We start from the raw sequence: 24666 nt of genomic DNA, 5'->3' as shown, positions 1-24666 counted from the left end.
CAACGCTAGGGGTGGTCAGGGGCCGCCGAAAGGGCCAATCGGCGGCCCCTGGCCCGCTAGGGCCTGCTGATGAAGCCTTCCTTCACCATCCAGTCGAATGCGACGTCGGCGGGCTCTTCGCCGTCGACATCGACCTTCAGGTTCAGCTTGCGCATCTGGGTGTCGGTCAGCTTCGGCGAGATCTGGTCGAAGACGCCCTTCAGCTGCGGGTACTCCTTCAGCGTGGCGGAGGCGAAGACCGGCGCGACGTTGTAGGCGGGGAAGAACCCCTCGTCGTCGTCGAGCACCGTCAGGTCGAGCGAGTTGATCCGGCCGTCGGTCGTGAACACCTCTCCGAAGTTGCACTTGCCGCGGTCGGTCGCCGTGTACACGGTGCCGGTGTCGAGGATGCTGACATTCGACGACGGCACGCCGTCCTCTCCCGACGAGCCGAGCTTCAGCCCGTACTTCGCGAGCATCGGCCTGAACCCGTCGGCGCGCGAGTTGAACTCCGACTCGACGCAGAAGGTCCGCTCCGAGACCGGCAGGTCTTTGATCTGCGACAGCGACGAGATGCCGTCGAGGTCTTTCACGGCCTCCGACCGCACGGCCATCGCGTACGTGTTGTTGAGCGGCGCGGGCGTCAGCCAGTCGAGGCCGTTCGCGGCGTCGGCGTCGCGGACCGCCGCGTACTGCTTCTGCTTGTCGGGGATGCCCTTCGTGTTGCCGAGGTAGGTCAGCCACGCTGTGCCCGTGTACTCGTACGTCATGTCGGCGCCGCCGGTCAGCATCAGCTGGCGCACCGCGACACTGCCGGGCGTGTTCGTCATGTCGGTCACATCGAAGCCCGCGGTCTGCGCCGCCAGCACGGCGATCTTGCCGAGGATCAGCTGCTCGGTGAAGTTCTTCGTCGTCACGGTGAGGTGCGCGTCGTCGGGGAGGCCGGCGATCGGCTTGATGGTGCCCGGAGCGGTGGCCGGCACGAAGGCCGTCGCGGGCTGGAGCCCGCAGCCGGTGAGGAGGAGGGCGGAGGCGGCAGTTCCTGCGACCAGAGCGGAGGTCAGGATCGGGCGGCGGCGGGTCATCGGAGTCCCTTCGGTCGGGCGACGTGCTCGACCATGCGGCCGAGCCAGTCGATCAGGAGGGCGAGCAGGGCGATGAGAAGGGCGCCCGAGACGAGCACCTTCGGCAGGAAGAGCGTCACGCCGGTCGTGATGAGCAGCCCGAGTCCGCCGGCGCCGATGAAGGTCGCGAGGGCGGCCGAGCCGACCAGGAGCACGAGGGCCGTGCGGATGCCCGAGAGCATCACGGGCACCGCCAGGGGCAGCTCGACCTTCATCAGCACGGAGAACGCCGACATGCCCATGCCGCGGCCCGCCTCGACGAGCCGGGCGTCGACGCTCTGGATGCCGATCATCGTGTTGCGCAGCACCGGCAGGATCGCGTAGGCCACGAGCGCGACGACCGCAGCCCAGAACGAGAAGCCGAGCCAGAAGGCGAGGAGCACGACGAGGCCGATGGCGGGTGCCGCCTGGCCGACGTTGCTGACGGCCAGGATCACGCCGCTGGCGCGGTTCAGCGGCGGACGGGTCAGGAGCACACCGAGCGGGATCGCGATGACGAGCACGATGACGGCTGACACGAAGGTGAGCGCCAGGTGCTGGCCCGTGTAGTCGAGCAGATCGGCCGGGTTGAGGGTCGAGCGCTCCGACGCCGAGAGGTCGGCCGTGTTCAGCCAGACGACGAAGCCGGCGAGCACCACGAGCACGGCGATCGGCTGTGCGGCGAGGCCGCGCCAGGGGTGCGTGCTCGCCGGCGCGCGGGCGGTGACGACGTCGCTCATGCCGGGGCCTCGGAGGCGAGCGCAGGATCCACGACGACGTCGAACGTGCCGGTGTTCGTGCCGACCGGCTTCTCGGCGCTCTCCGCCGCCAGCCGGCGGGAGCGCGTGATCGCCTCCATGACCACCTCGACGGTGATCACGCCGACGAACCGGTCGCGCGGCCCCGTCACCAGGGCGGCCCCCGCGCTCGACACGAGCATGGTGTCGAGGGCGTCGTTCAGCGTCGCGCCCTGTCCGACGACCGGGAGGTTCGCGTCGACGTCGGACGGCACGGTCTCCATGCGGCCGAGCTGGCGCTTCGAGGGCCAGCGGATCGGGCGCTCGCGGGAGTCGACGATCACGGCGTGGCCGTGACCGGCGGCCTCGATGCGCGCGAGCACCGCGGCGGCGGATTCGCCCGCCTGGACGACGACCGCGTCGGCGAGCTCGACGTCGCGCACGCGGTTGAGCGTGAGCTGCTTGAGGCCTGCGCCGGCGCCGATGAAGTTCTCGACGAACTCGTTGGCGGGCTCGGCGAGGATCCGCTCGGGGGTGTCGTACTGCACGATGTGCGCCCCCTCCGAGAAGACGACGATCCAGTCGCCGAGCTTCACGGCCTCGTCGAAGTCGTGGGTGACGATCACGATGGTCTTGTGCAGCTCGTGCTGGATGTTGATCAGCTCGTCCTGCAGGCGCTGGCGCGTGATCGGATCGACGGCGCCGAAGGGCTCGTCCATCAGCAGCACGGGCGGGTCGGCGGCGAGGGCGCGGGCGACTCCGACGCGCTGCTGCTGTCCGCCCGAGAGCTCTTTGGGGAAGCGGTCGCGGTAGACCTCGGGGTCGAGCGACACGAGCTCGAGGAGCTCGTCGACGCGGGCGGCGATCCGGTCTTTCGACCAGCCCAGCATCTTCGGCACGACGCCGATGTTGGTTGCGACCGTCATGTGCGGGAAGAGCCCGCCGGCCTGGATGACGTAGCCGATCTGGCGGCGCAGCTCGTCGCCGTCGATGCCGGTCACGTCGTCGTCGCCGAGGACGATGCGGCCCTCGGTCGGCTCGATGAGCCGGTTGATCATCTTGAGCGTCGTGGTCTTGCCGCAGCCCGAGGGGCCCACGAGCATGACGATCTTGCCGGCGGGGATCTCGAGGGTGATGCCGTCGACGGCGGGCTTCGCCTGGCCGGGGTAGCGCTTGGTGACCTGGTCGAGCAGGATGCTGCGACCGGAGTCGGTGGTGGTGGTGGTGGTGGTGGTGGGGTCAGCGTGCGACACGGATACCTCGCGAGATGGTCAGTCGGCCGAGGCCGAGAAGAAGGAGGTCGAGGACGAAGGCGAGGACGACGACGCCCACCACCCCGACCACGACGGACTGCAGGGAGTTGGCGCCGCCGAGGCGCGACAGACCCGAGAAGACGAAGCCGCCGAGACCGGGGCCGAGGCCGTAGGCCGTCACGGCCGCCACGCCCATGACCATCTGCGCCGAGATGCGCACGCCGGTCAGGATGATGGGCCAGGCCAGAGGCAGCTCGACGGTGGCGAAGGTGCGGAACCGGCTCATGCCGATGCCGCGCGCCGACTCGACGACGCCCTCATCGACCTCCGAGAGGCCGACGACGGCGTTGCGCAGGATCGGCAGCGCGGCGAAGAAGGTCACCACGACGACCGACGGCACGACGCCGAAGCCGAGCGGCGCGATCAGGAGCCCGATCAGGGCGAAGGACGGGATCGTGAGCCCCACGGCGGAGACGCCGTTGGCGATCCCGCTCCAGGTCCGGCTCCGGTAGACGAGGGCGGCGATCACCAGCGCGATCACCACGGCGAGCACGAGGCACTGGATCACCAGCGACAGATGCTGCCAGGACGAGAACCAGATCTGGTCCCATCGGTCGACGAGAAATTTCCACAGCATCAGTCGTATTCGTTCCGTTCACATCAGTAAGCACGAGGTCACGGCTCGTCTGGGCGACACCCGTCGCGAGCAAATGCCGACCAGCCTAGTGACGTTTCGCGTTTCCCTCGAATCAGACGGATGGCAGACGTTCGACCAGGGAGTAACTAAGTTCGGTCGATCCGCGTAGAGTCGGGCCCCATCGACCTTGAGAGGACCTCGTGAATCCCGCCTCGGACAGCAGTCGCCCCGACGGGCGTCGGCTGCGGAGTGCCGCGTCGCGGGTGGAGATCCTCGACGCCGCCGAGCGGGCTCTCGCCGAGGGCGGCTATGCCGAGACGTCGATCCGACGGGTGTCGGTCGCGGCCGGGATGAGCGCTCCGGGTGTGGCCCGCCACTTCGCCACGAAGCAGGCTCTGTTCGTCGCCCTGCTCGAGCGCATCCAGGACCGCAACCTGGCCGCCCTCACCGGCTCCGAGCTCGGCCGGCTCGACGCGGCCGAGCGGATCGTGCTCCAGGCCGAGCAGCTCGCCTCGCGGCGCCGGGAGACGGAGCTATACACGGTGATGCTCGGCGAGGCGCGGACGCCGGAGCACCTCGGGCACGACTGGATCATCGGCCAGATGAACGGCGTCCACGCCAGGCTGATCGGCGAGTTCGGCTCGGTCGGTCCGGCCCTGCACGCCGCCTGGGACGGCCTCCGCCTCCTCGGGCTGTACCTGCCCGGGCGGGTCGACGCCGCGCAGTCGCTCGCCTACCGGCTGCGGACGGGCGCGACGACGGAGACCCCGGCGGCGCCCCGGGGAGAGCCCGCCGCCGCGTCGGACGCGCCTCGCGGTGACGACGACGCGGTCGAGGCGCGGATCCTGCGCTCCGCCATCCGGGTCTTCGCCGGCTCGGGCTACCGGGACGCGAGGATCCGCGAGATCGCCGCGAACGCCGGCATCGCCCACAGCACGCTGCTCTACCACTACCCCACCAAGCAGGCGCTGCTGCAGGGCGTCTTCGACTCGGACGGGACGGAGCTGGCCACGCGGATTCCGCGGGGGATCGCGCGAGACGGGGGCGAGTTCCTGCGCCTGGTGCACGAGGTCGCCCGGAGCACCACCCGCGAGAACGAGGCGGAGATCGAGCGCGTGCGGTCGGCGCTGGCGTTCGAGGCGATCGAGCCCCAGCATCCGGCGAACGGCTACTTCGTCACGCGGTTCGGCGGTCAGCTCGACCGCCTGGTGGGGGTCTTCCGCGATGTCGAGGCTGCGGGCGAGCTGGCGCCGGGTGTCGAACCGGTGGCGGAGGCGACGTGGACGCTGGCGCTCTGGGAGGGTCTGCGGATCCAGACGTTCTACCTGCCCATGGAGGGCGCCGCCGAACTGATCCGTACCGAGATCAACCGGGCGCTGGTGCCGTCGCGGCACCTCACCTGACCACGAGACAACATTTTCTCGACCAGGTATTAACTTTGTGGTCGAACCTTGCTACATTCACGAGGCAAGCTCGATTAGACGGGGTGTAGGGGCCGCGGAGATCGAGTGACGGCCGATTCGGGTTCGGCCGTCGCACCCGCACAACTGCAAGGCCCGCCGTCTAGTTCGGGGACGACGGGCCTTCTGCGTGCGAGGCCGGTTCGGCGTCAGTCGGCGTTGCCGACGGCCTCGGCCTCGGCGAGGTGCTCCTCTTCGGCGGTGGCGGGCAGCGCCTCCTCGCCGCGGTCGGCTGCGGTGAGCGCCTTGTGCGCCGTGCTCAGGACGATCGCCGCGGCCACCAGGGTCGCCGTGCCCAGCAGGAAGGGGACGTGCTCGCTGAACGCGGCAGCCAGGATGCCGGCGACGAACGGCGCCATGCCGCCGCCGATGAAGCGGACGAAGCCGTAGGTCGCGCTCGCGACCGGGCGCTCGACCGGCGAGATGCTCATCACGGCCGTGGTCACGAGCGTGTTGTTCACGCCGATGAACGCGCCGGCGATGATCACGCAGACGATTACCGCGACGTGGTTCGACGGGACGATGCCGATGACCGCGAGGTCGACGGCCATCAGCACGAAGTTGACGTAGAGCGTCTTCGGGGTGCCGAACCGGCGCTGCAGCCAGGGCGCGCCCCAGACGGCGAAGACGGCGACGAGGATGCCCCAGCCGCAGAAGACGAAGCCGAGCTTGATCGGGCTGTCGATGCCCATCAGGAAGGGCGAGTAGCCGAGCAGCGTGAAGAAGGCCCAGTTGTAGAGGAAGCCCACGATGCTCGTGGTGCGCAGGGCCTTGTGCTTGAGGGCCGTGAGCGGCTCGGAGAGCTTCTGCTTGCGCGCCGGTCTCGGGAGCGGCGGCAGGAGGAAGACCGTCGCGAGGAGGGCGATGAACATCAGGGCCGAGACGCCGAAGAACGGCCCGCGCCAGCTGATCGAGCCGAGCACGCCGCCGATCAGCGGGCCGAGCGCGATGCCGACGCCGAGGGCGCTCTCGTAGAGGACGATCGCTCCGGCGAAGCCGCCGCTCGCCGAGCCGACGATGACCGACAGCGAGGTCGCGATGAAGAGCGCGTTGCCGAGGCCCCAGCCGGCTCGGAAGCCGACGATCTCGCCGATCGAGCCGCTGGCTCCGGCGAGGGCGGCGAAGACGACGATGATCGAGAGGCCGCCGATGAGGGTGCGCTTTGCGCCGATTCGGCTCGAGATCCAGCCGGTGCCGAGCATGCAGACGGCAGTGACGACGAGGTAGCTGGTGAAGAGCAGCTCGACCTGCGACGGGGTCGCGCTCAGCTGGCCGGCGAGGGTCTTGAGGATGGGGTCGACGAGGCCGATTCCCATGAACGAGACCACGCAGGCGAACGCGACGGCCCACACCGCTCGCGGCTGCTTGAAGGGGCTCGGCGCCTTCTCGTGGGGGCCGGCGGGGGAGTGGTGCGACATGTGATCAGTCCTGTTCTGTGACGAATCGGCGCAGGGCGTCGGTTGCCTGGGTGAGTGCGAGCTGCGACTCGGGGTCGAGGCGCTCGAGTCGCGCCGCGATCGTGGCGGTCCGCGAGACGCGGTACTCGGTCAGCCGCGCGACGCCGGCTCCGGTCAGAGCGACGAGCACAGCCCGGCCGTCGTCGGGGTCCGAGAGGCGCTCGGCGAGACCCTGGCCGACGATTCGATTGACGAGCGTGGTCATGCCCGGCTGCGTGATGCCCTCGCGCACGGCGAGGTCCGTGATGCGAAGCGGGCCGAGCGCGTCGAGGCGCGCCAGGACGCTGAGGGCGCTCTTCGACATGTCGGCGGGCTCGCGCGAGTCGCGGAGCCAGGTGATGACCGCCTCGAGGGCGTGCGCCGTGTCCTGGGTGGTGACGGGGCTAGGCATAAGCCAACTATATAACCGGCCTATGCAAAGCGTCCAGACTCTCGCGAAGGATCACGGTTGGATAACCGGTTCGCCAATTTGTGCGAAAACCTATGTACCGCTCGGTTTTTGTGTTAGCTTCCTCGATCAGAGTCGCTCCAACGGTGGAACGACCCGACCAGCGAGGATCAAAGATGTTCCGATGGAAGACGCTGACGGCGATCGCCGTTGTCGCCGGGCTGGCCCTGACGGGCTGCTCGTCGAACTCAGGCAGCACTGACAGCAGCAACTCCGGCAGCGGCACTCTCACGCTCGGCGTTCTCGCCCCGGCGACGAGCTTCGCCGCCCAGAGCATGAGCTGGGCGAACGAGTCGCCCTACGGCCAGGCCGTCTACGACGGACTCGTCCACGCCGACCCCGACGGCACGGTCGTGCCGTGGCTGGCGACCAAGTGGAGCTACGACTCCTCCAAGACCAAGCTCACGATGGACCTCCGTACCGACGTGAAGTTCTCGGACGGCACCAAGTTCGACGCCTCTGCCGCCGCGCAGAACGTGCTTCGGTTCCGTGACGGCGACTCGGCGAACAAGTCGCTCCTGGCGCTCGTGAAAGACGCGAAGGCGGTCGACTCCTCGACCCTCGAGATCGACCTCACGGCTCCCGATCCGGCTCTGCTCACGTCGCTGACGCAGAACGCCGGCCAGATCGAGTCGCCCGCGGCCTTCACGAGCTCGACGCTCAAGACCGTTCCGGTGGGCTCGGGCCCCTACACGATGGACGTGAAGAACACCGTCGTCGGCTCCAGCTACGCGTTCACCAAGAACCCCGACTACTGGGCTCCCCAGGACCAGCACTACGCCAAGCTCGTGCTGAAGTACTTCGCGACGCCGACCGCCCTGCTCAACGCCATCCGCGGTGGCCAGGTCAACGGCGCCAACGTCTCGGACATCACCACCGTCGACCAGATCAAGGCGGCCGGCTGGACGCTGAACGACCAGGAGTACAACTGGGCCGGTCTGATCCTGTTCGACCGCGGCGGCACCGTCGACAAGCCCCTCGGAAACGTCAAGGTCCGTCAGGCGATCAACTACGCGTTCGACACCAAGGCGCTCCTCAAGACGGTCGGCTACGGCTACGGCACGACGACGACCCAGATCTTCCCGACCTCGTCGCCCGGATACGACAAGTCGCTCGACTCCGCCTACGCGTACAACCCCACGAAGGCCAAGGAGCTCATGAAGGAGGCCGGTTACGCCGACGGCTTCACGCTCTCGCAGCCGAGCTCGGCGCTCCTCGGAACGGCCACCTACACGCTGCTCGCGCAGCAGCTCAAGGCCATCGGCATCACCGTGAAGTTCACCGACCCCGGCAACAACTTCATCGCCGACGTTCTCGCCCCGAAGTACACGTCCTCCTACTTCCAGCTGCAGCAGGATCCCACGGCGTGGCAGATCCTGAACTTCGAGCTGCTTCCGACCGCCACGTTCAACCCCTACAAGTACAACGACCCCAAGGTCGTCGCGTGGGGCAAGACCATCCAGAGCGGCTCCGAGTCCGAGGCCGCCGCGGCCACCAAGGAGCTGAACGCCTACATCGTCCAGCAGGCCTGGTTCGCTCCCTGGTTCCGCCCGAAGGGCGAGTACGTCACCGACGCCAAGACGAGCGCGATCGTCCAGGTCGGAAACGCGTACCCGTACCTCTACAACATCAAGCCGAAGTCCTAGCGGGCCGACGCCGCACCGCACCTCGGCGAGCCGGCGGGACTCCCCGCCGGCTCGCCACCCCCTCCGCACTTTCTCGAGTCACAAGGGAACCAACGATGCTGACCTTCATCATCCGGCGTCTTCTCGCCGGCGCCGTCCTGGTCGTGGTGATCACGACGGTGGCCTTCTTCCTCCTCTATGCCGGCAGCGGCAACGTGGCCAGGAAGATCCTCGGCAACAGCGCCACACAGGCGGGCGTCGCTGAGAAGAACCACCAGCTCGGCCTGGACCGGCCGATCCTCGTCCAGTTCGGCGACTGGCTGACCAATGCGCTCCACGGCAGCTTCGGCGACTCGTGGTTCACCGGCCAGCCCGTCAACGACGCCATCGCCAGCCGCCTCGGCGTGACGCTCACCCTCGTCATCGGCGCCACCGTCATCACTGCGGTGTTCGCCGTGGTCCTCGGCGTCTGGGCGGCCACGCGCCGCGGCTGGGTGGACCGCATCGTGCAGTTCCTCTCCGTCCTCGGGTTCGGCATCCCCGGCTTCCTCATCGCGCTGGCGCTCGTCCTGGTGCTCGCGATCAACCTCAAGCTCTTCGCTCCGACGGGATACACCTCGTTCTCGGACTCCCCGTCCGAGTGGATCAAGACCGTGACCCTGCCGGTCATCGCCCTCGCGATCGGCGGCGTGGCGGGCGTCACGCAGCAGGTGCGCGGCTCGGTGATCGACGCCCTGCGTCAGGACTACGTCCGCACGCTCCGCTCGCGCGGCCTCTCCACCACGAGCGTCGTCTTCAAGCACGTGCTCAGGAACGCCGGCGCTCCGGCCCTCGCGGTCCTGGCAGTGCAGTTCGTCGGCCTCCTCGGCGGCGCGGTCATCGTCGAGCAGGTCTTCGCCATCCCCGGCGTCGGGCAGGTGGCGGTCACCGCCACCAGCCAGGGCGACATCCCCCTGGTGATGGGCCTCGTCCTCGCCACCGCAGTCATCGTCGTCATCGTGAACCTGGTCATCGACCTGGCTCAGGGCGCTATCAACCCGAAGGTGCGTCTGTCGTGATCGAGCTTCCCACCGTCCTCGCCGACGAGGCCCCCAAGGCCACCGGCACATCGCTCTTCCGTCGCCTCACGAAGAACCCGGTCGGCCTCGGCTCGCTGATCTGGCTGGCACTCCTCGTCCTGACGGCGATCTTCGCGAACGTCATCGCGCCGATGGACCCGAATGCGGCCGACATCAACGCCGTGCTCGCGAAGCCGGGCGGCGCCCACCCGCTGGGTGCGGACAGCGCCGGGCAGGACGTGCTGTCGCGCCTGTTCTTCGCCAGCCGCTACAGCCTCCTCGGCGCCATGCTGGCCCTCGCCGTGGCCGCGGTGTTCGGAATCATCGGCGGCCTCATCGCCGGCTACTACGGCAAGTGGTTCAACGCCGTGTCGTCCTGGCTCACCGGCCTGCTGATGGCCCTCCCCGGCATCGTCGTCCTGCTCGCAGCCCGGTCCGTCCTCGGCCCGTCGCTCTGGGGCTCGATGGCCATCTTCGGCGTGCTTCTCAGCCCGGCCTTCTTCCGCCTCGTCTTCGCCGCGGTCTCGGCCGTGCGAAACGAGCTCTACGTCGACGCGGCACGCGTCTCCGGTCTGTCGGACGCCCGCATCATCGGCCGCCACATCCTGACCGTCGTCCGGGCGCCCGTCATCATCCAGGCCGCCATGATCACCGGAATCGCGATCGCCATCCAGGCGGGCCTCGACTTCCTCGGCCTCGGCGACACCTCGATCCCCACCTGGGGCTCGATGCTGTCGGACGGCTTCCAGCAGATCTACTCGAACCCGCTGCTCATGATCTGGCCCAGCCTCGCGATCGCACTCACGTGCGTCGCCCTCACGCTGCTCGCCAACGCGATGCGCGACGAGCTCGAGCGCTCGGGCGGCAGGAAGCGCCGTCGTCGCGGCGCCGTGGAGCTCTCCCCGGCCGAGGCCGAGCCGATCATCGTCCACGACGAGATCCCCGACACCGAGGGTCGCTTCGGCGAGGAGCTCCTCCGCGTCGACCGGCTCGCAGTCGGCTACGACCAGCCCGACGGGTCGGTCAAGCGCGTGGTCCACGACGTGTCGCTGGTCGTCAAGCGCGGCGAGGTCCACGGCCTGATCGGCGAGTCCGGATCCGGCAAGACCCAGACGGCCTGGTCCGTCCTGCGCCTGCTCCCCGAGGGCGGCCGTGTCGTCGGCGGCGCCATCTCGTTCGAGGGCGTCGACCTCGCCGATGCCAGCGAGAGGAAGCTCCTCGGGATCCGCGGAAAGAAGATCGCGTACATCCCGCAGGAGCCCATGTCGAACCTCGACCCGTCGTTCACGATCGGGTACCAGCTCGTCGAGCCGATCCGCAACAGCCTCGGGCTGTCGAAAGACGAGGCGAAGGCCAAGGCGATCGGCCTCCTCACCCGGGTCGGGATCCCCAACCCGGAGCGCACTTTCACGGCGTACCCGCACGAGGTGTCGGGCGGCATGGCCCAGCGGGTCCTCATCGCGGGAGCGATCTCATGCGATCCCGACCTCCTGATCGCCGACGAGCCGACCACGGCTCTCGACGTGACGGTGCAGGCCGAGGTGCTCGACCTCCTGCGCGACCTGCAGCGGGAGCTCCAGATGGGCGTCATCCTGGTCACGCACAACTTCGGCGTCGTCGCCGACCTGTGCGACCGCGTCTCGGTGATGCGGAACGGCCGGATCGTCGAGACCGGGCCCGTCCGCTCCCTCTTCGCGAACCCGCAGCACGAGTACACCCGGGCCCTGTTCGATGCGATCCTCGAGGAGGGACCGCCCCGAGGTGAGCTCAAGGAGCCCGACCTCGTTCCGATCATGACCGAATCGGTATTCCTGCCGTCGAACATCAACAAAGGAGTCGTCCTATGAGCACCTCAGCCGTGTCGGAGAAGCCCCTCGTCTCCACCCTGCTCGACGTCAAGGACGTCACGGTCGACTACCCGATCAAGGGCTTCCGCAAGGAGCCGTTCCGGGCGCTGAAGGGCGTGTCGCTCGACATCCGACCCGGTGAGACCGTCGGCCTCGTCGGCGAGTCGGGCTCGGGCAAGACCACCCTGGGTCGCGCTGTGCTCGGGCTCGCCCCGGTCACCGGCGGCAGCATCACCTACCGCTCGCAGGAGATCTCGCAGCTCGGCCGCAAGGCCCGTCGCGCTCTCTCGAGCGAGATCCAGGTCGTCTTCCAGGATCCGTACACCTCGCTCAACCCGTCGCTGACGATCGAGCAGATCCTCGCCGAGCCGCTCACCGTGCGGAACGTTCCGGCCAAGGAGGCCGGGAAGCGTGTCCGCGAACTGCTCGACCAGGTCGGCCTGCCGAGCGGCTCCGTCGACCGCCTTCCCCGCGAGTTCTCGGGCGGTCAGCGCCAGCGCATCGCGATCGCCCGCGCTCTCGCCCTCGACCCGCGCCTCATCGTCTGCGACGAGCCCGTCTCGGCGCTCGACCTGTCGACCCAGGCCCGCGTGCTCGAGCTGTTCAAGGAGATCCAGGAACGCACCGGCGTCGCCTACCTCTTCGTCTCGCACGACCTCGAGGTCGTGCGTCACCTGAGCCACCGCGTCGCGGTCATGTACCACGGCGAGATCGTGGAATGGGGCGACGGCGATCAGGTCACAGCCCGCCCGGAGCACCCCTACACGCAGCGCCTCTTCCTCGCGGCACCCGTGCCGGACCCCGTGCGACAGGAGCAGCGCCGCGCCGAGCGACGACGGCTCGAGCTGGAGCAGCGCGAGGCCGACCTGCAGGCCGGCGCCGTGGCGTAGCCGTTCCTCTCACCTCACCTCTTCCCGAACACCACCAGAACGGCTCAACGATGACGGACACCCTGGCGACCATCGACGCACGGCTCCAGCCCCTGCTCGATTCGCTCACCCTCGAAGAGAAGGTCCAGCTCCTCACGGGGCGCGACTTCTGGACCACCTGGCCGATCCAGAAGATCGGGCTGCGTCGCCTGCTCATGTCGGACGGCCCGTCGGGCGTCCGCGGCGAGGTGTGGGACGAGCGCTCGCCGTCGCTGAACCTGCCGTCGGCCACCGTGGTCTCTTCGTCGTGGGACACCGCGATCGCCGCGCGCTACGGTGCCGCCGCCGCCGTCGAGGCCCGCCGCAAGGGCGTCGACGTGGTGCTCGGACCCACCATCAACCTGCACCGCTCGCCCCTCGGCGGCCGGCACTTCGAGGCGTTCTCGGAAGACCCGGTGCTGACGGCCGAGCTCGCCGCCTCGTATGTCGACGGCATGCAGGAGAACGGCGTCGCCGCGACCCCCAAGCACTACGTCGCCAACGACTCCGAGACCGACCGCTTCACCGTCGATGTGAACGTCGCCGAGCGTCCGCTCCGCGAGCTCTACTTGCTCGCCTTCGAGAAGGCCGTCACCGAGTCGAAGACCTGGGCGATCATGAGCGCCTACAACTCGATCAACGGAGTCACCGCCACCGAGAACGAGCTGCTCGAGACCCCGCTCGCCACCGAGTGGGGCTTCGACGGAGCGGTCATCAGCGACTGGACCGCCGTGCGCAGCCTCGAGAGCGCGAAGGCGTCGCAGGACATCGTCATGCCCGGGCCCGACGGCCCGTGGGGCGAAGCGCTGGTCGCCGCGGTCCGAGCCGGCGAGATCGCGGAGGAGGCGGTGGATCGCAAGGTCCTGCGGATCCTGCGCCTCGCCCAGCGGGTCGGCGCCCTCGAGGGCTTCGACCCGGCGGTGGCCGAGCCCGCCCTCGTCGAAGACGGCATCGCCTTCGCCCGCGAGGCGGCGGCGGCCGGCAGCGTGCTGCTCGTCAACCGTGACGAGCTGCCCTGGGCCGACGCGGTCCCCGCCAGCATCGCCGTCATCGGCCACAACGCCGAGTTCGCCCGGAGCCAGGGCGGCGGCAGCGCGACCGTGCTGCCCGAGCACGTGGTGTCGCCGCTCGAGGGGCTCCGGAGCCGCTTCGGCGCCGACCGCATCACCTACTCCGTCGGCGCGGTCGTGCAGGAGGGCATCGCCGAGCTCGCCCGCGAGACCATCGCCAACCCCGTCTCGGGTGGTCCGGGCCTCCGTGCGGCCTTCCTCGACGCCGACGACGTCGAGCTCTTCGGCGAGGACCGCCTGGCGACGGCGCTGGTCTGGTTCGGCGGCGACGCCCCGATCGCGGAGTCGTCCACGCTCCAGCTGTCGACGGTCTACACGCCGACCGCCACCGGCACCATCAAGCTCGGCTTCGCCGCGGCCGGCACCGCCACGATCGTCGTCGACGGCGTCGAGGTGCTCCACGCCACCGTCGTGCCCGAGGGCACCGACCTGGGCGCGGCCTTCCTGTCGCCGCCGACGCGCTCGGTGCCCGTCGCGGTCACCGAGGGCGAGAGCATCGCCGTCACGATCCGCGTCGACCTGACCCAGCGCGACGCCGGCGCCCTCGGCAACGCCATGTCGTTCGCCTTCGGCATCGAGCCGAACGACGACGACCCCGAGGCCCTGATCGCCGAGGCAGCGGAAGCGGCCGCCGCGGCCGAGGTTGCCGTGGTCGTCGTCGGCACCAACTCGCGCGTGGAGTCCGAGGGCTACGACCGATCGAACCTCGACCTTCCGGGCCGTCAGGACGACCTCGTCCGCGCCGTCGTCGCGGCGAACCCGCGCACCGTCGTGGTCGTGAACTCGGGCGCCCCGGTGCTCCTGCCGTGGCGCGACGAGGTCGCCGCCGTCGTGATCGGCTACTTCGGCGGCCAGGAGATCGGCAACGCCCTGGCCGACGTGCTCTCGGGCGACTCCGAGCCCGGCGGTCGCCTCCCCACCACCTGGCCGGCCGCGCTCGCGGACGTCCCCGTGATCGACGTCACCCCCGAGGCCGGCGCGCTCCACTACGACGAGGGCATTCACATCGGCTACCGCGCCTGGCTCCGCGCTGGCACGGAGCCCGCCTTCCCGTTCGGGTTCGGCCTCGGCTACACGACGTTCGAGCTCTCGAATGCGGCGGCCACCTCGACCGCTGCCGTCGGCGACACCGTCACGGTCACCGTCGACGTCGCGAACACGGGGGAGCGCCGCGGCAAGCAGGTCGTCCAGGTCTACGCCTCGAAGACCGATTCGGCGATCGAGCGCCCGGTGCGCTGGCTCGTCGGCTTCGCTCCCGTCGTCGTCGACGCGGGCGCCACCGAGACGGCCACGGTCGAGTTCCCGGTGCGCCTCCTCGCCGACTGGCAGGGCGGCTGGCACCAGGAGCCCGGCGAGTTCGAGCTGCACGTGGGCGCGTCGGTCGTCGACCTGCCCCTGACGCAGACGCTCGTCATCTCCTCCTGAGACACCGCCCCGGACGCGCCGATCGGCCGTCCGGGGCGGTGGGCCCCCTCTCTTCTCGCATAGGATCACGACATGTCCGTCCCCGGGGCGCAGCGCGGCGCATACGCGAAGACGGCCCAGCGTCGCCGAGAGATCCTGATGGCAGGATTCGCGGTGTTCGCGAGCTCCGGCTACCGCTCCGGCTCCATCCGCGAGATCTCCGACCGGGTCGGCATGAGCCAGGCCGGCCTGCTCCACCACTTCCCCTCGAAGAGCGACCTGCTCGCCGGTGTCCTCGAGCTCCGAGACGAGGACGCCCGGAGTCGCGTGCCGCTCGACGTCGACGCCGGGATCGAGACGATCCGCGGCCTCGCCGAGCTGACCGACTACAACGCCACGATCCGGGGCCTCGTCGAGCTGCACTGCGTGCTGTCGGCGGAGGCGACCTCCGCCGAGCATCCCGCGCACGCGTACTTCGTGAACCGCTATCAGTGGAGCGTCGGCATGGTCACGACCTCCCTCGAAGTCATGCAGCGCACCGGGCAGCTCGTCGACGGCGTCGACCCTGCGGGGTCGGCTCGTGCGCTCATCGCCCTGATGGACGGCCTCCAGGTGCAGTGGCTGCTCGACTCGGACTCGGTCGACATGGGCGTCGAGGTGCGCCGCTACCTGCAGTCGCTCATGACAGTGCCGCTGGAGCCGTAGCCCTACGCCGTGCTGTCCCGCACCACCAGCTCCGGCTGGAACACGATCGCCTGCCGGTCGGCCGGGTCGCCTGACGCCGCCTCGGCGAGCACCAGGTCGATGGCGGTGCGGCCGATGAGCGCGCTCGGCTGGCTGATCGACGACAGCGGCACGACGGCCGTCGCGGCGAAGCCGATGTCGTCGTAGCCGATCACGGCGATGTCACGCGGCACAGCCACCCCGGCGGCGAAGAACGTCTGCAGAAGGCCGATGGCCACGAGGTCGTTGGCGGCGAAGACCGCGTCGGGGCGCCGGGCCGGCTCGCGGACGAGGAGCTCCGACGCGACGCGGCGCCCCTCCGGGATCGACAGCGCGTCGGTGGCGATGATCTCGAGGGGGACGCCGAGTTCCTGCGCCACAGTCGAGGCGCCGGCCGCACGGTCGGAGACCTGCCGGATGCCGAAGGGCCCGCCGACGAAGGCCACCCGGCTCGCCCCCTGCTCGATGAGGTGCCGCACCGCGAGGCGGCCCCCGGCGACGTCGTCGACCGACACAGAGCTCGCCACGGCATCGGGGATGATCCGGTCGACGAGGACGGCCGGGATGCCCCGCGACCGCAGCCGCTCGAGCCGGGACGTCACCTCGCCGACGGGGGAGAGGAGCACGCCCAGCACCCGCTGCTCTTCGAAGAGGTCGAGGTACGAGCGCTCGAGGTCGGGCTTCTCGTCGCTGGAGCCGAGGATCACGGACTTGCCGAACGAGGCGGCGTGCTGCTGGGCACCGCGGGCGACGTCGGTGAAGAACGGGTTGGTGACGTCGAGGATCACGAGGCCGATCGCGTTGCTGTGGCCGGCGCGGAGCTGGCGCGCGGCGTCGTTGCGGATGAAGCCGAGCTCGCGGATCGCGCTCTGCACTCGGGACACCGTGGTCTCGGACACCTTCTCGGGGTGGTTGAGCACGTTCGAGACCGTGCCGACGGAGACCTGCGCGAGCGCGGCCACGTCGCGGACGCTCGCGGACTCCATCATGGCTGTGAGCGTAGGGCACGATTCGCGATTGCGGCGAACCCTGTCGGCGGCTATGGTTATGAAACGATTCAACTGCCGTCGTGAACAGCAGCGGATCGAACCCGAGCTCCCGGGGCGACCGCCCCGGGCCACAACCCGTGAACTGTCAACGACGATGGACGGAGGGGCCGATGACGGTCCGAATCGGAAGCACCAGTACCACCGGCTGGAAGGCGACCGTCTCGGTCGCCATGTCGAACTACATCGAGTCGGGGTCGATCATCGCGATCGCGACCAGCCTCGCGCTCTGGCAGGCCCAGTTCCACATCGGCGACCTCGCGGTCGGCCTGCTCGCGAGCCTCAGCGCCAACGCGTTCGGCGCGGCCGCCGGCGCCATCATCGGCGGGCCGCTCTGCGACCGCTACGGCCGCAAGTTCATCTACACCTACGACCTGCTGCTCTACATGCTCGGCATCGTGCTGGCCGTCTTCGCCGGCAGCTACGCCATGCTGCTGATCGGCTTCATCCTCACCGGCATCGCCGTCGGCGCCGGTGTCCCGGCGTCATGGACCTACATCGCCGAGCAGGCCCCTCCCGGCAAGCGCGCCGCCCACGTCGGCACCGCCCAGCTCGCCTGGTCGGTCGGCCCGATGGTCGGCTTCGCCCTCGCCATCGCGGCGGCGCCCCTCGGCCTCCTCGGCAGCCGCCTGATCTTCGCGCACCTCTTCGTCGTCGCGGCCGTCGTCTGGTGGCTGCGACGAGGCCTCCCCGAGTCGACCCTCTGGAAGGAGGAGCGAGCGAAGACGACCGCCACCGCCCCCTTCTTCAGCGGGTTCAAGCTGCTCTTCACCAACAGGAAGAACCTCACGGCGCTCCTCTTCCTCTTCGGCGTCTACGCGCTCTGGAACACCGTGGCGGGCCAGGCGGGCATCTTCCAGCCCCGCGTCTACAGCGCCACCGGCGTCACGAGCGTGACCGAGCAGTACCTCCTGCAGATCCTCGTCTGGGCGTGCACGGTCGCCGTCACCTACTTCGGCTTCATGCGGTTCGCCGACCGGATGAGCCGCCGGGTGCTCTTCGCCATCGGAGCCGCTCTCGCGATCATCGCCTGGGCCGCCCTCATCTACGCACCCGCGAACCTCGGCACGCTCCTCTTCTTCGCCATCGCCTGGGGCATCTCGTCGGGCATCGGCGCGCAGGCCTTCTACGGTCTCTGGACGAGCGAGCTCTTCGCCACCCGCTACCGCGCCAGCGCGCAGGGCGTGCTGTTCCTCGCCGCCCGCGTCGCCGTGGGCCTGCTCAGCATCTGGTTCCCGCTGCTGCTCGCCGACATCGGCCTCCAGGCGCTCGGCGGCCTCATCATCGGCCTGCTCGCCGTGTCGTTCCTCGTCGGCACGATCTGGGCGCCGGACACCCGCGGCAAGACGCTGGACGAGATCGAGGCCGAGCGCTACGGCACGGCGACCACCGAGACCGGCACCGTCCGCCCGATCCGCGACCGCGCCGGGAGCCGACGATGACCCGCGTGTGCTTCCGGCTGCGGGTCGCACCCGAGCGCATCCCCGAGTACCGCGCTCGGCACGAGGCGGTGTGGCCCGACATGCTCCGTGAGATCGAGCGTGCCGGCCGCCGCAACTACTCGCTCTTCCTCGACCCGGACGGCCTGCTCGTCGGCTACTACGAGGTCGACTCGGTGCTCGAGGCCGACCGCTACCTCGCGCACTCCGAGGTCGCCGCGACCTGGGAGCGCCACATGGGCGACCTCTTCGACGGCCTCGACGGCCGTGCCGACCAGACCGCCACCGAACTCGCCGAGGTCTTCCACCTCGAAGACCAGCTCGCCGCACTCATCCCATCCACCCCGTCTTCGCACCAAGGAGAAAGCGCATGACAACCTTCGCTGACATCACCTCCACCCTCGAGCGGCAGGCCATCGAGCTGCCGTCCTGGGCGTTCGGCAACTCGGGCACGCGCTTCAAGGTCTTCGGCACGCCGGGCACCCCGCGCAGCCCCGAGGAGAAGATCGCCGACGCCGCCACCGTGAACGAGCTCACCGGACTCGCGCCGAGCGTGGCGCTGCACATCCCGTGGGACCTCGTCGACGACTGGTCGGCACTCAAGGCGCACGCCGAGTCGCTGGGCGTCAGCCTCGGCACGGTCAACTCGAACACCTTCCAAGACGAGGAGTACAAGTTCGGCTCCCTCGCGCACTCCGACCCGGCAGTCCGCCGCCGTGCGATCGACCACCACCTCCGCTGCCTCGAGATCATGACCGAGACAGGATCGCGCGACCTGAAGATCTGGCTGGCCGACGGCACCAACTACCCCGGCCAGGACAGCCTCCGCACCCGCCAGGACAACCTCGCCGCAAGCCTCGCCGAGATCTACTCGCAGCTCGGCGACGAGCAGCGCCTCGTGCTCGAGTACAAGTTCTTCGAGCCGGCGTTCTATCACACCGACGTTCCCGACTGGGGCACCAGCTTCGCCCAGGTGAGCGCCCTCGGCCCGAAGGCCTACACCTGCCTCGACACGGGCCACCACGCGCCCGGTACCAACATCGAGTTCATCGTCATGCAGCTGCTGCGCCTCGGCAAGCTCGGCTCGTTCGACTTCAACTCGCGCTTCTACGCCGACGACGACCTGATCGTGGGCGCCGCCGACCCGTTCCAGCTCTTCCGGATCCTGTTCGAGGTGATCCAGGGCGGCGGCCTCGAGCCCGACTCGCCCGTCGCGTTCATGCTCGACCAGTGCCACAACGTCGAAGACAAGATCCCCGGCCAGATGCGCTCCGTGCTCAACGTCCAGGAGATGACGGCCCGCGCCCTGCTCGTCGACCGCGTCGCCCTCGCCGCAGCGCAGGCATCGCACGACGTGCTCGGCGCCAATGGCATCCTGATGGACGCCTTCTACACCGACGTCCGCCCGGCACTCGCCGAGTGGCGTGAATCGCGAGGCCTGCCCGCCAACCCGATGAGGGCGTACGCCGAGTCCGGCCACGCCGAGAAGATCGCCGCCGAGCGCGTCGGCGGCAAGCAGCTGAGCTGGAGCGCCTGAGGCCATGACGACGACCACACCCGACAGCACGACGGGCACCACCACGACCGCCGCCGACCTGATCGCGCGCTCCAACCGCCTGGGCTCCGACCCGGCGAACACCAACTACGCCGGCGGCAACACCTCTGCCAAGGGCACGGCCGTCGACCCGGTCACGGGCGAGCCGGTCGAGCTGCTCTGGGTGAAGGGCTCGGGCGGCGACCTCGGCACCCTCGCCGAGAAGGGCCTGGCGGTGCTCCGGCTCGACCGGCTGCGCTCGCTCCGCTCCGTCTATCGAGGCGTGGACTCCGAAGACGACATGGTCGCCGCCTTCGACTACGCCCTCCATGGCAAGGGCGGCGCGGCGCCGTCGATCGACACGGCCATGCACGGCCTGGTCGACGCGGCGCACGTCGACCACCTCCACCCCGACTCGGGGATCGCCATCGCGACCTCCGCCGACGGCGAGGCGCTCACGAAGCAGATCTTCGGCGACCGGGTCGTCTGGGTGCCGTGGCGTCGGCCGGGGTGGCAGCTCGGCGAAGACATCGCCGCCATCAAGGAGGCCAACCCGCAGGCGATCGGCACGATCCTCGGCGGCCACGGCATCACGGCCTGGGCCGACACCTCCGACGAGGCCGAGGCGAACTCGCTCTGGATCATCGAGACCGCCGCCGCCTACATCGCCGAGCACGGACGCCCCGAGCCGTTCGGCCCCGAGCTCGACGGCTACGCCGATCTGGCGCAGGAACTCCGCCGAACCCGTGCGGCCGCCCTCGCGCCGGCCCTCCGCGGTCTCGTCTCAACCGACCACCCGCAGGTCGGCCACTTCACCGATGCTCCCGAGGTGCTCGAGTTCCTGCGCTCCTCGGAGCACCCGCGTCTCGCCGCCCTCGGCACGTCGTGCCCCGACCACTTCCTCCGCACCAAGGTCAAGCCGCTCGTGCTCGACCTCCCGGCGTCCGCGACGCTCGACGAGTCGTTCGCGCGCCTGAAGGAGCTGCACGCCGAGTACCGCGCCGACTACCAGGCCTACTACGACCGTCACGCGACGCCGGACTCGCCGGCGATCCGCGGGCAGGATCCTGCGATCGTCCTGATCCCGGGCGTCGGGATGTTCTCGTACGGCGCCGACAAGCAGACCGCCCGCGTAGCGGGGGAGTTCTACCTCAACGCGATCAACGTGATGCGCGGAGCCGAGGCGATCTCGACGTACGCCCCGATCGACGAGTCCGAGAAGTTCCGGATCGAGTACTGGGCTCTGGAAGAGGCGAAGCTGCAGCGCCGCCCGGCGCCCAAGCCGCTGGCCACCCGTATCGCGCTGGTCACCGGCGCGGCGTCCGGCATCGGCAAGGCGATCGCGACCCGACTGGCCGAGGAGGGCGCCTGCGTCGTCATCGCCGACCTCGACCTCGCCAAGGCCCAGGCCGCGGCCGCCGAGCTCGGATCGACCGACGTCGCGATCGGAGTCCAGGCGAACGTGACCTCCGAGCACGACATCGCGGCCGGCATCCAGGAGGTCCTCCTGGCCTTCGGCGGCCTCGACCTCGTCGTCAACAACGCCGGCCTCTCGCTGTCGAAGTCGCTGCTCGAGACGACGGTCGCCGACTGGGACCTCCAGCACGACGTGATGGCGAAGGGGTCGTTCCTCGTCTCCCGGGCGGCGGCGAAGGTGCTGATCGACCAGGAGCTCGGCGGCGACATCATCTACATCTCGTCGAAGAACTCGGTGTTCGCCGGCCCGAACAACATCGCGTACTCCGCGACGAAGGCCGACCAGGCGCATCAGGTGCGCCTGCTCGCGGCCGAGCTCGGCGAGTACGGGGTCAAGGTCAACGGCATCAACCCCGACGGCGTCGTCCGCGGCTCGGGCATCTTCGCCGGCGGCTGGGGCGCCAAGCGCGCAGCGGTCTACGGCGTGCCCGAAGAGGAGCTCGGCGCCTACTACGCGCAGCGCACCCTGCTGAAGCGCGAGGTCCTGCCCGAGCACGTCGCCAACGCCGTGTTCGTGCTCACCGCCGGCGACCTGTCGCACACGACCGGCCTGCACATCCCGGTCGACGCCGGGGTGGCCGCAGCCTTCCTGAGATGACGACGCGGTCGGGGATGACGACCCCCTCGGGCGGCTCGGTGGCCGCGGTCGACCTCGGTGCGACCAGCGGCCGGGTCATCCTCGGGCACATCGGGGCGCACGGGCTGCGGCTGCAGCACGTCGCGCGCTTCCCCAACCGCCCGGTGCGCCTCACCGAAGGCCCCGGCGCGGCGTCGCTCCACTGGGATGTGCTCGGGCTGTGGGCGGCCATCGAGGAGGGGCTCGCGAAGGCGGTGGCCGGAGTTCCTGCGCTCGCCTCCATCGGGGTGGACTCGTGGGCGGTCGACTACGGCCTGCAGCGCGGGGGACGCCTGCTGGGCGTGCCGTACCACTACCGCGACGCGCGCTCGGAAGCGGGCGTCGCGGCGGTGCACCGGGCCGTGCCGGCCGACGAGCTGTACCGGCGGACGGGCCTCGCGCACCTTCCGTTCAACACGGTCTTCCAGCTGGCGGCAGACCGGGAGGCAGGGGTGCTGCCGCTCGCCGATCGGGCGCTGCTGGTGCCCGACCTGATCGGGCACTGGCTGACCGGCGTCGACGTGACCGAGCGCACCAACGCGTCGACGACGGGGCTCCTCGCCGCCGAGACCGGCGAGTGGGATGCCGAGCTGTTCGACACGCTGGGGCTGCCGACGTCGCTGTTCGCGCCGCTGGTCGACCCGGGCACGGCGATCGGCGCCCTCACACCGGAGCTCGCGGCGTCGATGGCCGGCGGCCGGGAGATCCCGGTCACAGCCGTCGGCTCGCACGACACCGCCTCGGCGGTCGTCGGGGTGCCGCTCGCCGACGAGCACGCGGCCTACATCTCGAGCGGCACCTGGTCGCTCGTCGGGCTGGAGCTCGAGCGGCCCGTCATCACGGAGGCCGCGCGTGCCGCGAACTTCACGAACGAGGGCGGCGCCTTCGGGCGGATCCGCTTCTTGAAGAACATCTCGGGGCTCTGGCTGCTGAGCGAGTCGATGCGCACCTGGGATGCCGCCGCGGGCACGGACGCCACGCGGTCGAGCGACCTCGCGTCGCTCCTCGCCGCCGCGGCCGAGGTCACCGGGCCGGTCGCCGTGTTCGACGCGTCGGACGACCGCTTCACCGCGCCCGGCGACATGCCGGCGCGGATCCGAGGCTGGTGCGAGGAGCACGGAATCGCGGCGCCGACCACGCGCGCCGAGGTGGTCCGCAGCATCCTCGAGTCGCTGGCGGCTGCGTATGCGGCGACGCTCGATGAGGCGGAACGGCTCTCGGGGCGCACCATCACGACGGTGCACGTCGTGGGCGGCGGCTCGCAGAACGAGCTGCTCTGCCGGCTGACCGCCGACCGCACCGGACGCACGGTACTCGCCGGGCCCGTCGAGGCCACCGCTATCGGCAACGTGCTGGTGCAGGCGCTGGCTGCCGGGCTGGTGCCGGCAGGGTCGTCGTTGGAGGCGCTGCGTGACCTCGTGCGGCAGGCGTTCCCGCCGGTGCGGTACGAGCCGTCGGCTGCGGCTGCGGCTGCTGCTGCTGCGGCTGCCCGCTGAAGCCTCTGGCGGCTGAACCCTCCGTGTCGGCCTATCCGTCAGTCCGCGGGCTGTCGGATAGGACGATCGCGGGGGTCGAGCCGGCGCCGCCCCGGCGTCAGCTGCGCGCGCGGGGCGCCAAGCGCTCGAGCTGCGTCACGTGCGCGGGCGTGAGCTCCTCGAGCGAGTGCGCCCCGAGCAGCTTCATCGTGCGGCGGATCTCGTCGGAGAGGATCGCGATCATGCGGTCGACCCCGGCGCGGCCGCCGGCCATGAGGCCGTAGAGGTAGGCGCGCCCGACGAGCGTGAAGCTGGCGCCGAGCGCGATCGACGCCACGATGTCGGCGCCGTTCATGATGCCGGTGTCGACGACGACCTCGACGTCGCTCCCGACCTCCTTCACGACCTCGGGCAGCAGGTGGAACGGGATCGGCGCGCGGTCGAGCTGACGCCCGCCGTGGTTGGACAGCACGATGCCGTCGACCCCGAAGTCGGCGAACTTCTTCGCGTCCTCCACGCTCTGCACGCCCTTGATCGCGAGCTTGCCCGGCCACATGTCGCGGATGATCTTGAGGTCGTCGAAGTCGATCGTGGGGTCCATCGCCGAGTCGAGCAGCTCGCCGACGGTGCCGCCGGTGGAGGCGAGCGAGGCGAACTCCAGCTTGGGCGTGGTGAGGAAGTCGAACCACCACCACGGGCGGGGGATCGCATTCAGGACGGTGCCGGGCGTGAGCTGGGGTGGGATCGAGAAGCCGTTGCGCTTGTCGCGGAGGCGGGCACCGGCCACGGGAGTGTCGACGGTGAAGAAGAGGGTGCCGAAGCCGGAGGCGGCGGCGCGCTCGACCAGGCCGTACGAGATCTCGCGCTGGCGCATCACGTAGAGCTGGAACCAGTTGGTGCCGGTCGGGTTGGCGGCCTTGACGTTCTCGATCGAGGTCGTGCCGAGGGTCGACAGGGTGAAGGGGATGCCGGCGGCACCCGCGGCCCCGGCCCCGGCGGTCTCGCCCTCGGTCTGCATCAGGCGGGTGAAGCCCGTCGGGGCGATGCCGAACGGCAGCGCGGAGGCGGCGCCGAAGGTGGTCGTCGTGGTGTCGACGTCGGCGACGTCGCGGAGCACCTGCGGGTGGAACTCCACGTCTTCGAACGCCTGCCGGGCGCGGCTGATCGAGATCTCGCCCTCGGCCGAGCCGTCGGTGTAGTCGAACGCCGCCTTCGGGGTGCGGCGCTTCGCGATCGTGCGGAGATCGGCGATCGTCAGAGCCGACTGCAGGCGGCTGCGCTTGAAGTCGAGGTCGGGCTTCTTGAACTGCATGTACTCGAGGAGCTCTCTGGGCTTCGGAACTTGTCGCTGCGTCATTGCGGTGCCTCCAG

Annotated in this window: 20 protein-coding genes; 12 read left to right on the top strand and 8 right to left on the bottom strand. The window is 70.0% G+C overall.

The window, feature by feature from the left end; genetic code table 11:
• Positions 1-56: 56 nt before the first annotated feature.
• From EDF46_RS11455 to EDF46_RS11440, 4 genes are read right to left on the bottom strand one after another with little or no spacing between them, the layout of a single operon-like run.
• The gene (locus tag EDF46_RS11455) at positions 57-1064 is read right to left on the bottom strand and encodes a glycine betaine ABC transporter substrate-binding protein (protein WP_123506388.1); all 1008 of its coding nucleotides are present in this window, start codon (positions 1062-1064) and stop codon (positions 57-59) included.
• A complete protein-coding gene (locus EDF46_RS11450; protein WP_123506387.1) occupies positions 1061-1822 on the bottom strand; it encodes an ABC transporter permease in 762 nt (253 codons plus the stop codon). Before EDF46_RS11450 ends, EDF46_RS11455 begins: the two co-directional genes overlap by 4 nt.
• Complete coding sequence (locus EDF46_RS11445) at positions 1819-3072, bottom strand: ATP-binding cassette domain-containing protein (RefSeq protein WP_123506386.1); 1254 nt, start codon at positions 3070-3072, stop codon at positions 1819-1821. The genes EDF46_RS11450 and EDF46_RS11445 overlap by 4 nt, the downstream gene beginning before the upstream one ends.
• Positions 3059-3709 (bottom strand): ABC transporter permease, encoded by a 651-nt coding sequence (locus EDF46_RS11440; RefSeq protein ID WP_370454093.1) that lies wholly within the window; start codon positions 3707-3709, stop codon positions 3059-3061. The genes EDF46_RS11445 and EDF46_RS11440 overlap by 14 nt, the downstream gene beginning before the upstream one ends.
• Positions 3710-3909: 200 nt before the next feature.
• Here EDF46_RS11440 and EDF46_RS11435 point away from each other — a divergent pair, with 200 nt between their 5' ends.
• A complete protein-coding gene (locus EDF46_RS11435; protein WP_123506385.1) occupies positions 3910-5112 on the top strand; it encodes a TetR/AcrR family transcriptional regulator in 1203 nt (400 codons plus the stop codon).
• Positions 5113-5318: 206 nt separating this feature from the next.
• On the opposite strand, the gene EDF46_RS11430 is transcribed toward EDF46_RS11435, so the two are convergent.
• Entirely contained in the window at positions 5319-6587 is a 1269-nt protein-coding gene (locus tag EDF46_RS11430; protein ID WP_123506384.1) for an MFS transporter, read from the bottom strand.
• A 4-nt stretch (positions 6588-6591) separates the two neighbouring features.
• Complete coding sequence (locus EDF46_RS11425; protein ID WP_123506383.1) at positions 6592-7017, bottom strand: MarR family winged helix-turn-helix transcriptional regulator; 426 nt, start codon at positions 7015-7017, stop codon at positions 6592-6594.
• 173 nt (positions 7018-7190) lie between these two features.
• Here EDF46_RS11425 and EDF46_RS11420 point away from each other — a divergent pair, with 173 nt between their 5' ends.
• The 6 genes from EDF46_RS11420 to EDF46_RS11395 all read left to right on the top strand — a co-directional run bounded on the left by EDF46_RS11420 (position 7191) and on the right by EDF46_RS11395 (position 15691).
• Positions 7191-8720 (top strand): ABC transporter substrate-binding protein, encoded by a 1530-nt coding sequence (locus EDF46_RS11420; RefSeq protein ID WP_158614225.1) that lies wholly within the window; start codon positions 7191-7193, stop codon positions 8718-8720.
• Between the two features lie 95 nt (positions 8721-8815).
• Positions 8816-9757 carry an ABC transporter permease gene (locus EDF46_RS11415; RefSeq protein WP_123506381.1) on the top strand — a complete coding sequence of 314 codons (942 nt, stop codon included), beginning with the start codon at positions 8816-8818 and terminating at the stop codon, positions 9755-9757.
• Positions 9754-11604 (top strand): dipeptide/oligopeptide/nickel ABC transporter permease/ATP-binding protein, encoded by a 1851-nt coding sequence (locus tag EDF46_RS11410; RefSeq protein ID WP_233579999.1) that lies wholly within the window; start codon positions 9754-9756, stop codon positions 11602-11604. Before EDF46_RS11415 ends, EDF46_RS11410 begins: the two co-directional genes overlap by 4 nt.
• Positions 11601-12494 carry an ABC transporter ATP-binding protein gene (locus EDF46_RS11405; RefSeq protein WP_123506380.1) on the top strand — a complete coding sequence of 298 codons (894 nt, stop codon included), beginning with the start codon at positions 11601-11603 and terminating at the stop codon, positions 12492-12494. Before EDF46_RS11410 ends, EDF46_RS11405 begins: the two co-directional genes overlap by 4 nt.
• A gap of 50 nt (positions 12495-12544) precedes the next feature.
• A complete protein-coding gene (locus tag EDF46_RS11400; RefSeq protein ID WP_123506379.1) occupies positions 12545-15007 on the top strand; it encodes a beta-glucosidase in 2463 nt (820 codons plus the stop codon).
• Between the two features lie 72 nt (positions 15008-15079).
• Positions 15080-15691, top strand: coding sequence for a TetR/AcrR family transcriptional regulator (locus EDF46_RS11395; protein WP_123506378.1), 612 nt, complete (start codon positions 15080-15082; stop codon positions 15689-15691).
• 2 nt (positions 15692-15693) lie between these two features.
• Here EDF46_RS11395 and EDF46_RS11390 read toward each other — a convergent pair whose 3' ends face one another.
• Entirely contained in the window at positions 15694-16698 is a 1005-nt protein-coding gene (locus EDF46_RS11390; protein ID WP_370454092.1) for a LacI family DNA-binding transcriptional regulator, read from the bottom strand.
• A gap of 170 nt (positions 16699-16868) precedes the next feature.
• Here EDF46_RS11390 and EDF46_RS11385 point away from each other — a divergent pair, with 170 nt between their 5' ends.
• Genes EDF46_RS11385 through EDF46_RS11365 form a run of 5 tightly spaced genes read left to right on the top strand, consistent with a single transcriptional unit; the run spans position 16869 to position 23316 of the window.
• Positions 16869-18197 carry an MFS transporter gene (locus EDF46_RS11385; RefSeq protein ID WP_199738264.1) on the top strand — a complete coding sequence of 443 codons (1329 nt, stop codon included), beginning with the start codon at positions 16869-16871 and terminating at the stop codon, positions 18195-18197.
• Positions 18194-18568 (top strand): L-rhamnose mutarotase, encoded by a 375-nt coding sequence (locus EDF46_RS11380; protein WP_123506377.1) that lies wholly within the window; start codon positions 18194-18196, stop codon positions 18566-18568. Before EDF46_RS11385 ends, EDF46_RS11380 begins: the two co-directional genes overlap by 4 nt.
• A complete protein-coding gene (gene rhaI / locus EDF46_RS11375) occupies positions 18565-19731 on the top strand; it encodes an L-rhamnose isomerase (protein ID WP_123506376.1) in 1167 nt (388 codons plus the stop codon). Before EDF46_RS11380 ends, rhaI begins: the two co-directional genes overlap by 4 nt.
• 4 nt (positions 19732-19735) lie before the next feature.
• Entirely contained in the window at positions 19736-21802 is a 2067-nt protein-coding gene (locus EDF46_RS11370; protein WP_123506375.1) for a bifunctional aldolase/short-chain dehydrogenase, read from the top strand.
• 14 nt (positions 21803-21816) lie between these two features.
• The gene (locus tag EDF46_RS11365; RefSeq protein WP_123506552.1) at positions 21817-23316 is read left to right on the top strand and encodes a rhamnulokinase family protein; all 1500 of its coding nucleotides are present in this window, start codon (positions 21817-21819) and stop codon (positions 23314-23316) included.
• Positions 23317-23413: 97 nt separating this feature from the next.
• Here EDF46_RS11365 and EDF46_RS11360 read toward each other — a convergent pair whose 3' ends face one another.
• Positions 23414-24652 carry an alpha-hydroxy acid oxidase gene (locus EDF46_RS11360; RefSeq protein ID WP_123506374.1) on the bottom strand — a complete coding sequence of 413 codons (1239 nt, stop codon included), beginning with the start codon at positions 24650-24652 and terminating at the stop codon, positions 23414-23416.
• Positions 24653-24666: the final 14 nt, after the last annotated feature.

The sequence above is a fragment of the Frondihabitans sp. PhB188 genome (assembly GCF_003752365.1).
In the GTDB taxonomy this organism is placed as follows: Bacteria; Actinomycetota; Actinomycetes; order Actinomycetales; family Microbacteriaceae; genus Frondihabitans.
Note: the sequence above shows the minus strand (reverse complement) of the source record. Positions and strands in the feature narration are given on the sequence as shown.

Excerpts from the sequence above, each read along its gene's own strand:
- EDF46_RS11440 (WP_370454093.1), bottom strand. The coding sequence starts at position 3,709 with ATGCTGTGGAAATTTCTCGTCGACCGATGGGACCAGATCTGGTTCTCG.
- EDF46_RS11370 (WP_123506375.1), top strand. The coding sequence starts at position 19,736 with ATGACGACGACCACACCCGACAGCACGACGGGCACCACCACGACCGCC.
- EDF46_RS11455 (WP_123506388.1), bottom strand. The coding sequence starts at position 1,064 with ATGACCCGCCGCCGCCCGATCCTGACCTCCGCTCTGGTCGCAGGAACT.
- EDF46_RS11400 (WP_123506379.1), top strand. The coding sequence starts at position 12,545 with ATGACGGACACCCTGGCGACCATCGACGCACGGCTCCAGCCCCTGCTC.
- EDF46_RS11420 (WP_158614225.1), top strand. The coding sequence starts at position 7,191 with ATGTTCCGATGGAAGACGCTGACGGCGATCGCCGTTGTCGCCGGGCTG.
- EDF46_RS11430 (WP_123506384.1), bottom strand. The coding sequence starts at position 6,587 with ATGTCGCACCACTCCCCCGCCGGCCCCCACGAGAAGGCGCCGAGCCCC.
- EDF46_RS11365 (WP_123506552.1), top strand. The coding sequence starts at position 21,817 with ATGACGACCCCCTCGGGCGGCTCGGTGGCCGCGGTCGACCTCGGTGCG.
- EDF46_RS11405 (WP_123506380.1), top strand. The coding sequence starts at position 11,601 with ATGAGCACCTCAGCCGTGTCGGAGAAGCCCCTCGTCTCCACCCTGCTC.
- EDF46_RS11380 (WP_123506377.1), top strand. The coding sequence starts at position 18,194 with ATGACCCGCGTGTGCTTCCGGCTGCGGGTCGCACCCGAGCGCATCCCC.
- EDF46_RS11415 (WP_123506381.1), top strand. The coding sequence starts at position 8,816 with ATGCTGACCTTCATCATCCGGCGTCTTCTCGCCGGCGCCGTCCTGGTC.
- EDF46_RS11390 (WP_370454092.1), bottom strand. The coding sequence starts at position 16,698 with ATGATGGAGTCCGCGAGCGTCCGCGACGTGGCCGCGCTCGCGCAGGTC.
- EDF46_RS11385 (WP_199738264.1), top strand. The coding sequence starts at position 16,869 with ATGACGGTCCGAATCGGAAGCACCAGTACCACCGGCTGGAAGGCGACC.
- EDF46_RS11360 (WP_123506374.1), bottom strand. The coding sequence starts at position 24,652 with ATGACGCAGCGACAAGTTCCGAAGCCCAGAGAGCTCCTCGAGTACATG.
- EDF46_RS11450 (WP_123506387.1), bottom strand. The coding sequence starts at position 1,822 with ATGAGCGACGTCGTCACCGCCCGCGCGCCGGCGAGCACGCACCCCTGG.
- EDF46_RS11425 (WP_123506383.1), bottom strand. The coding sequence starts at position 7,017 with ATGCCTAGCCCCGTCACCACCCAGGACACGGCGCACGCCCTCGAGGCG.
- rhaI (WP_123506376.1), top strand. The coding sequence starts at position 18,565 with ATGACAACCTTCGCTGACATCACCTCCACCCTCGAGCGGCAGGCCATC.
- EDF46_RS11395 (WP_123506378.1), top strand. The coding sequence starts at position 15,080 with ATGTCCGTCCCCGGGGCGCAGCGCGGCGCATACGCGAAGACGGCCCAG.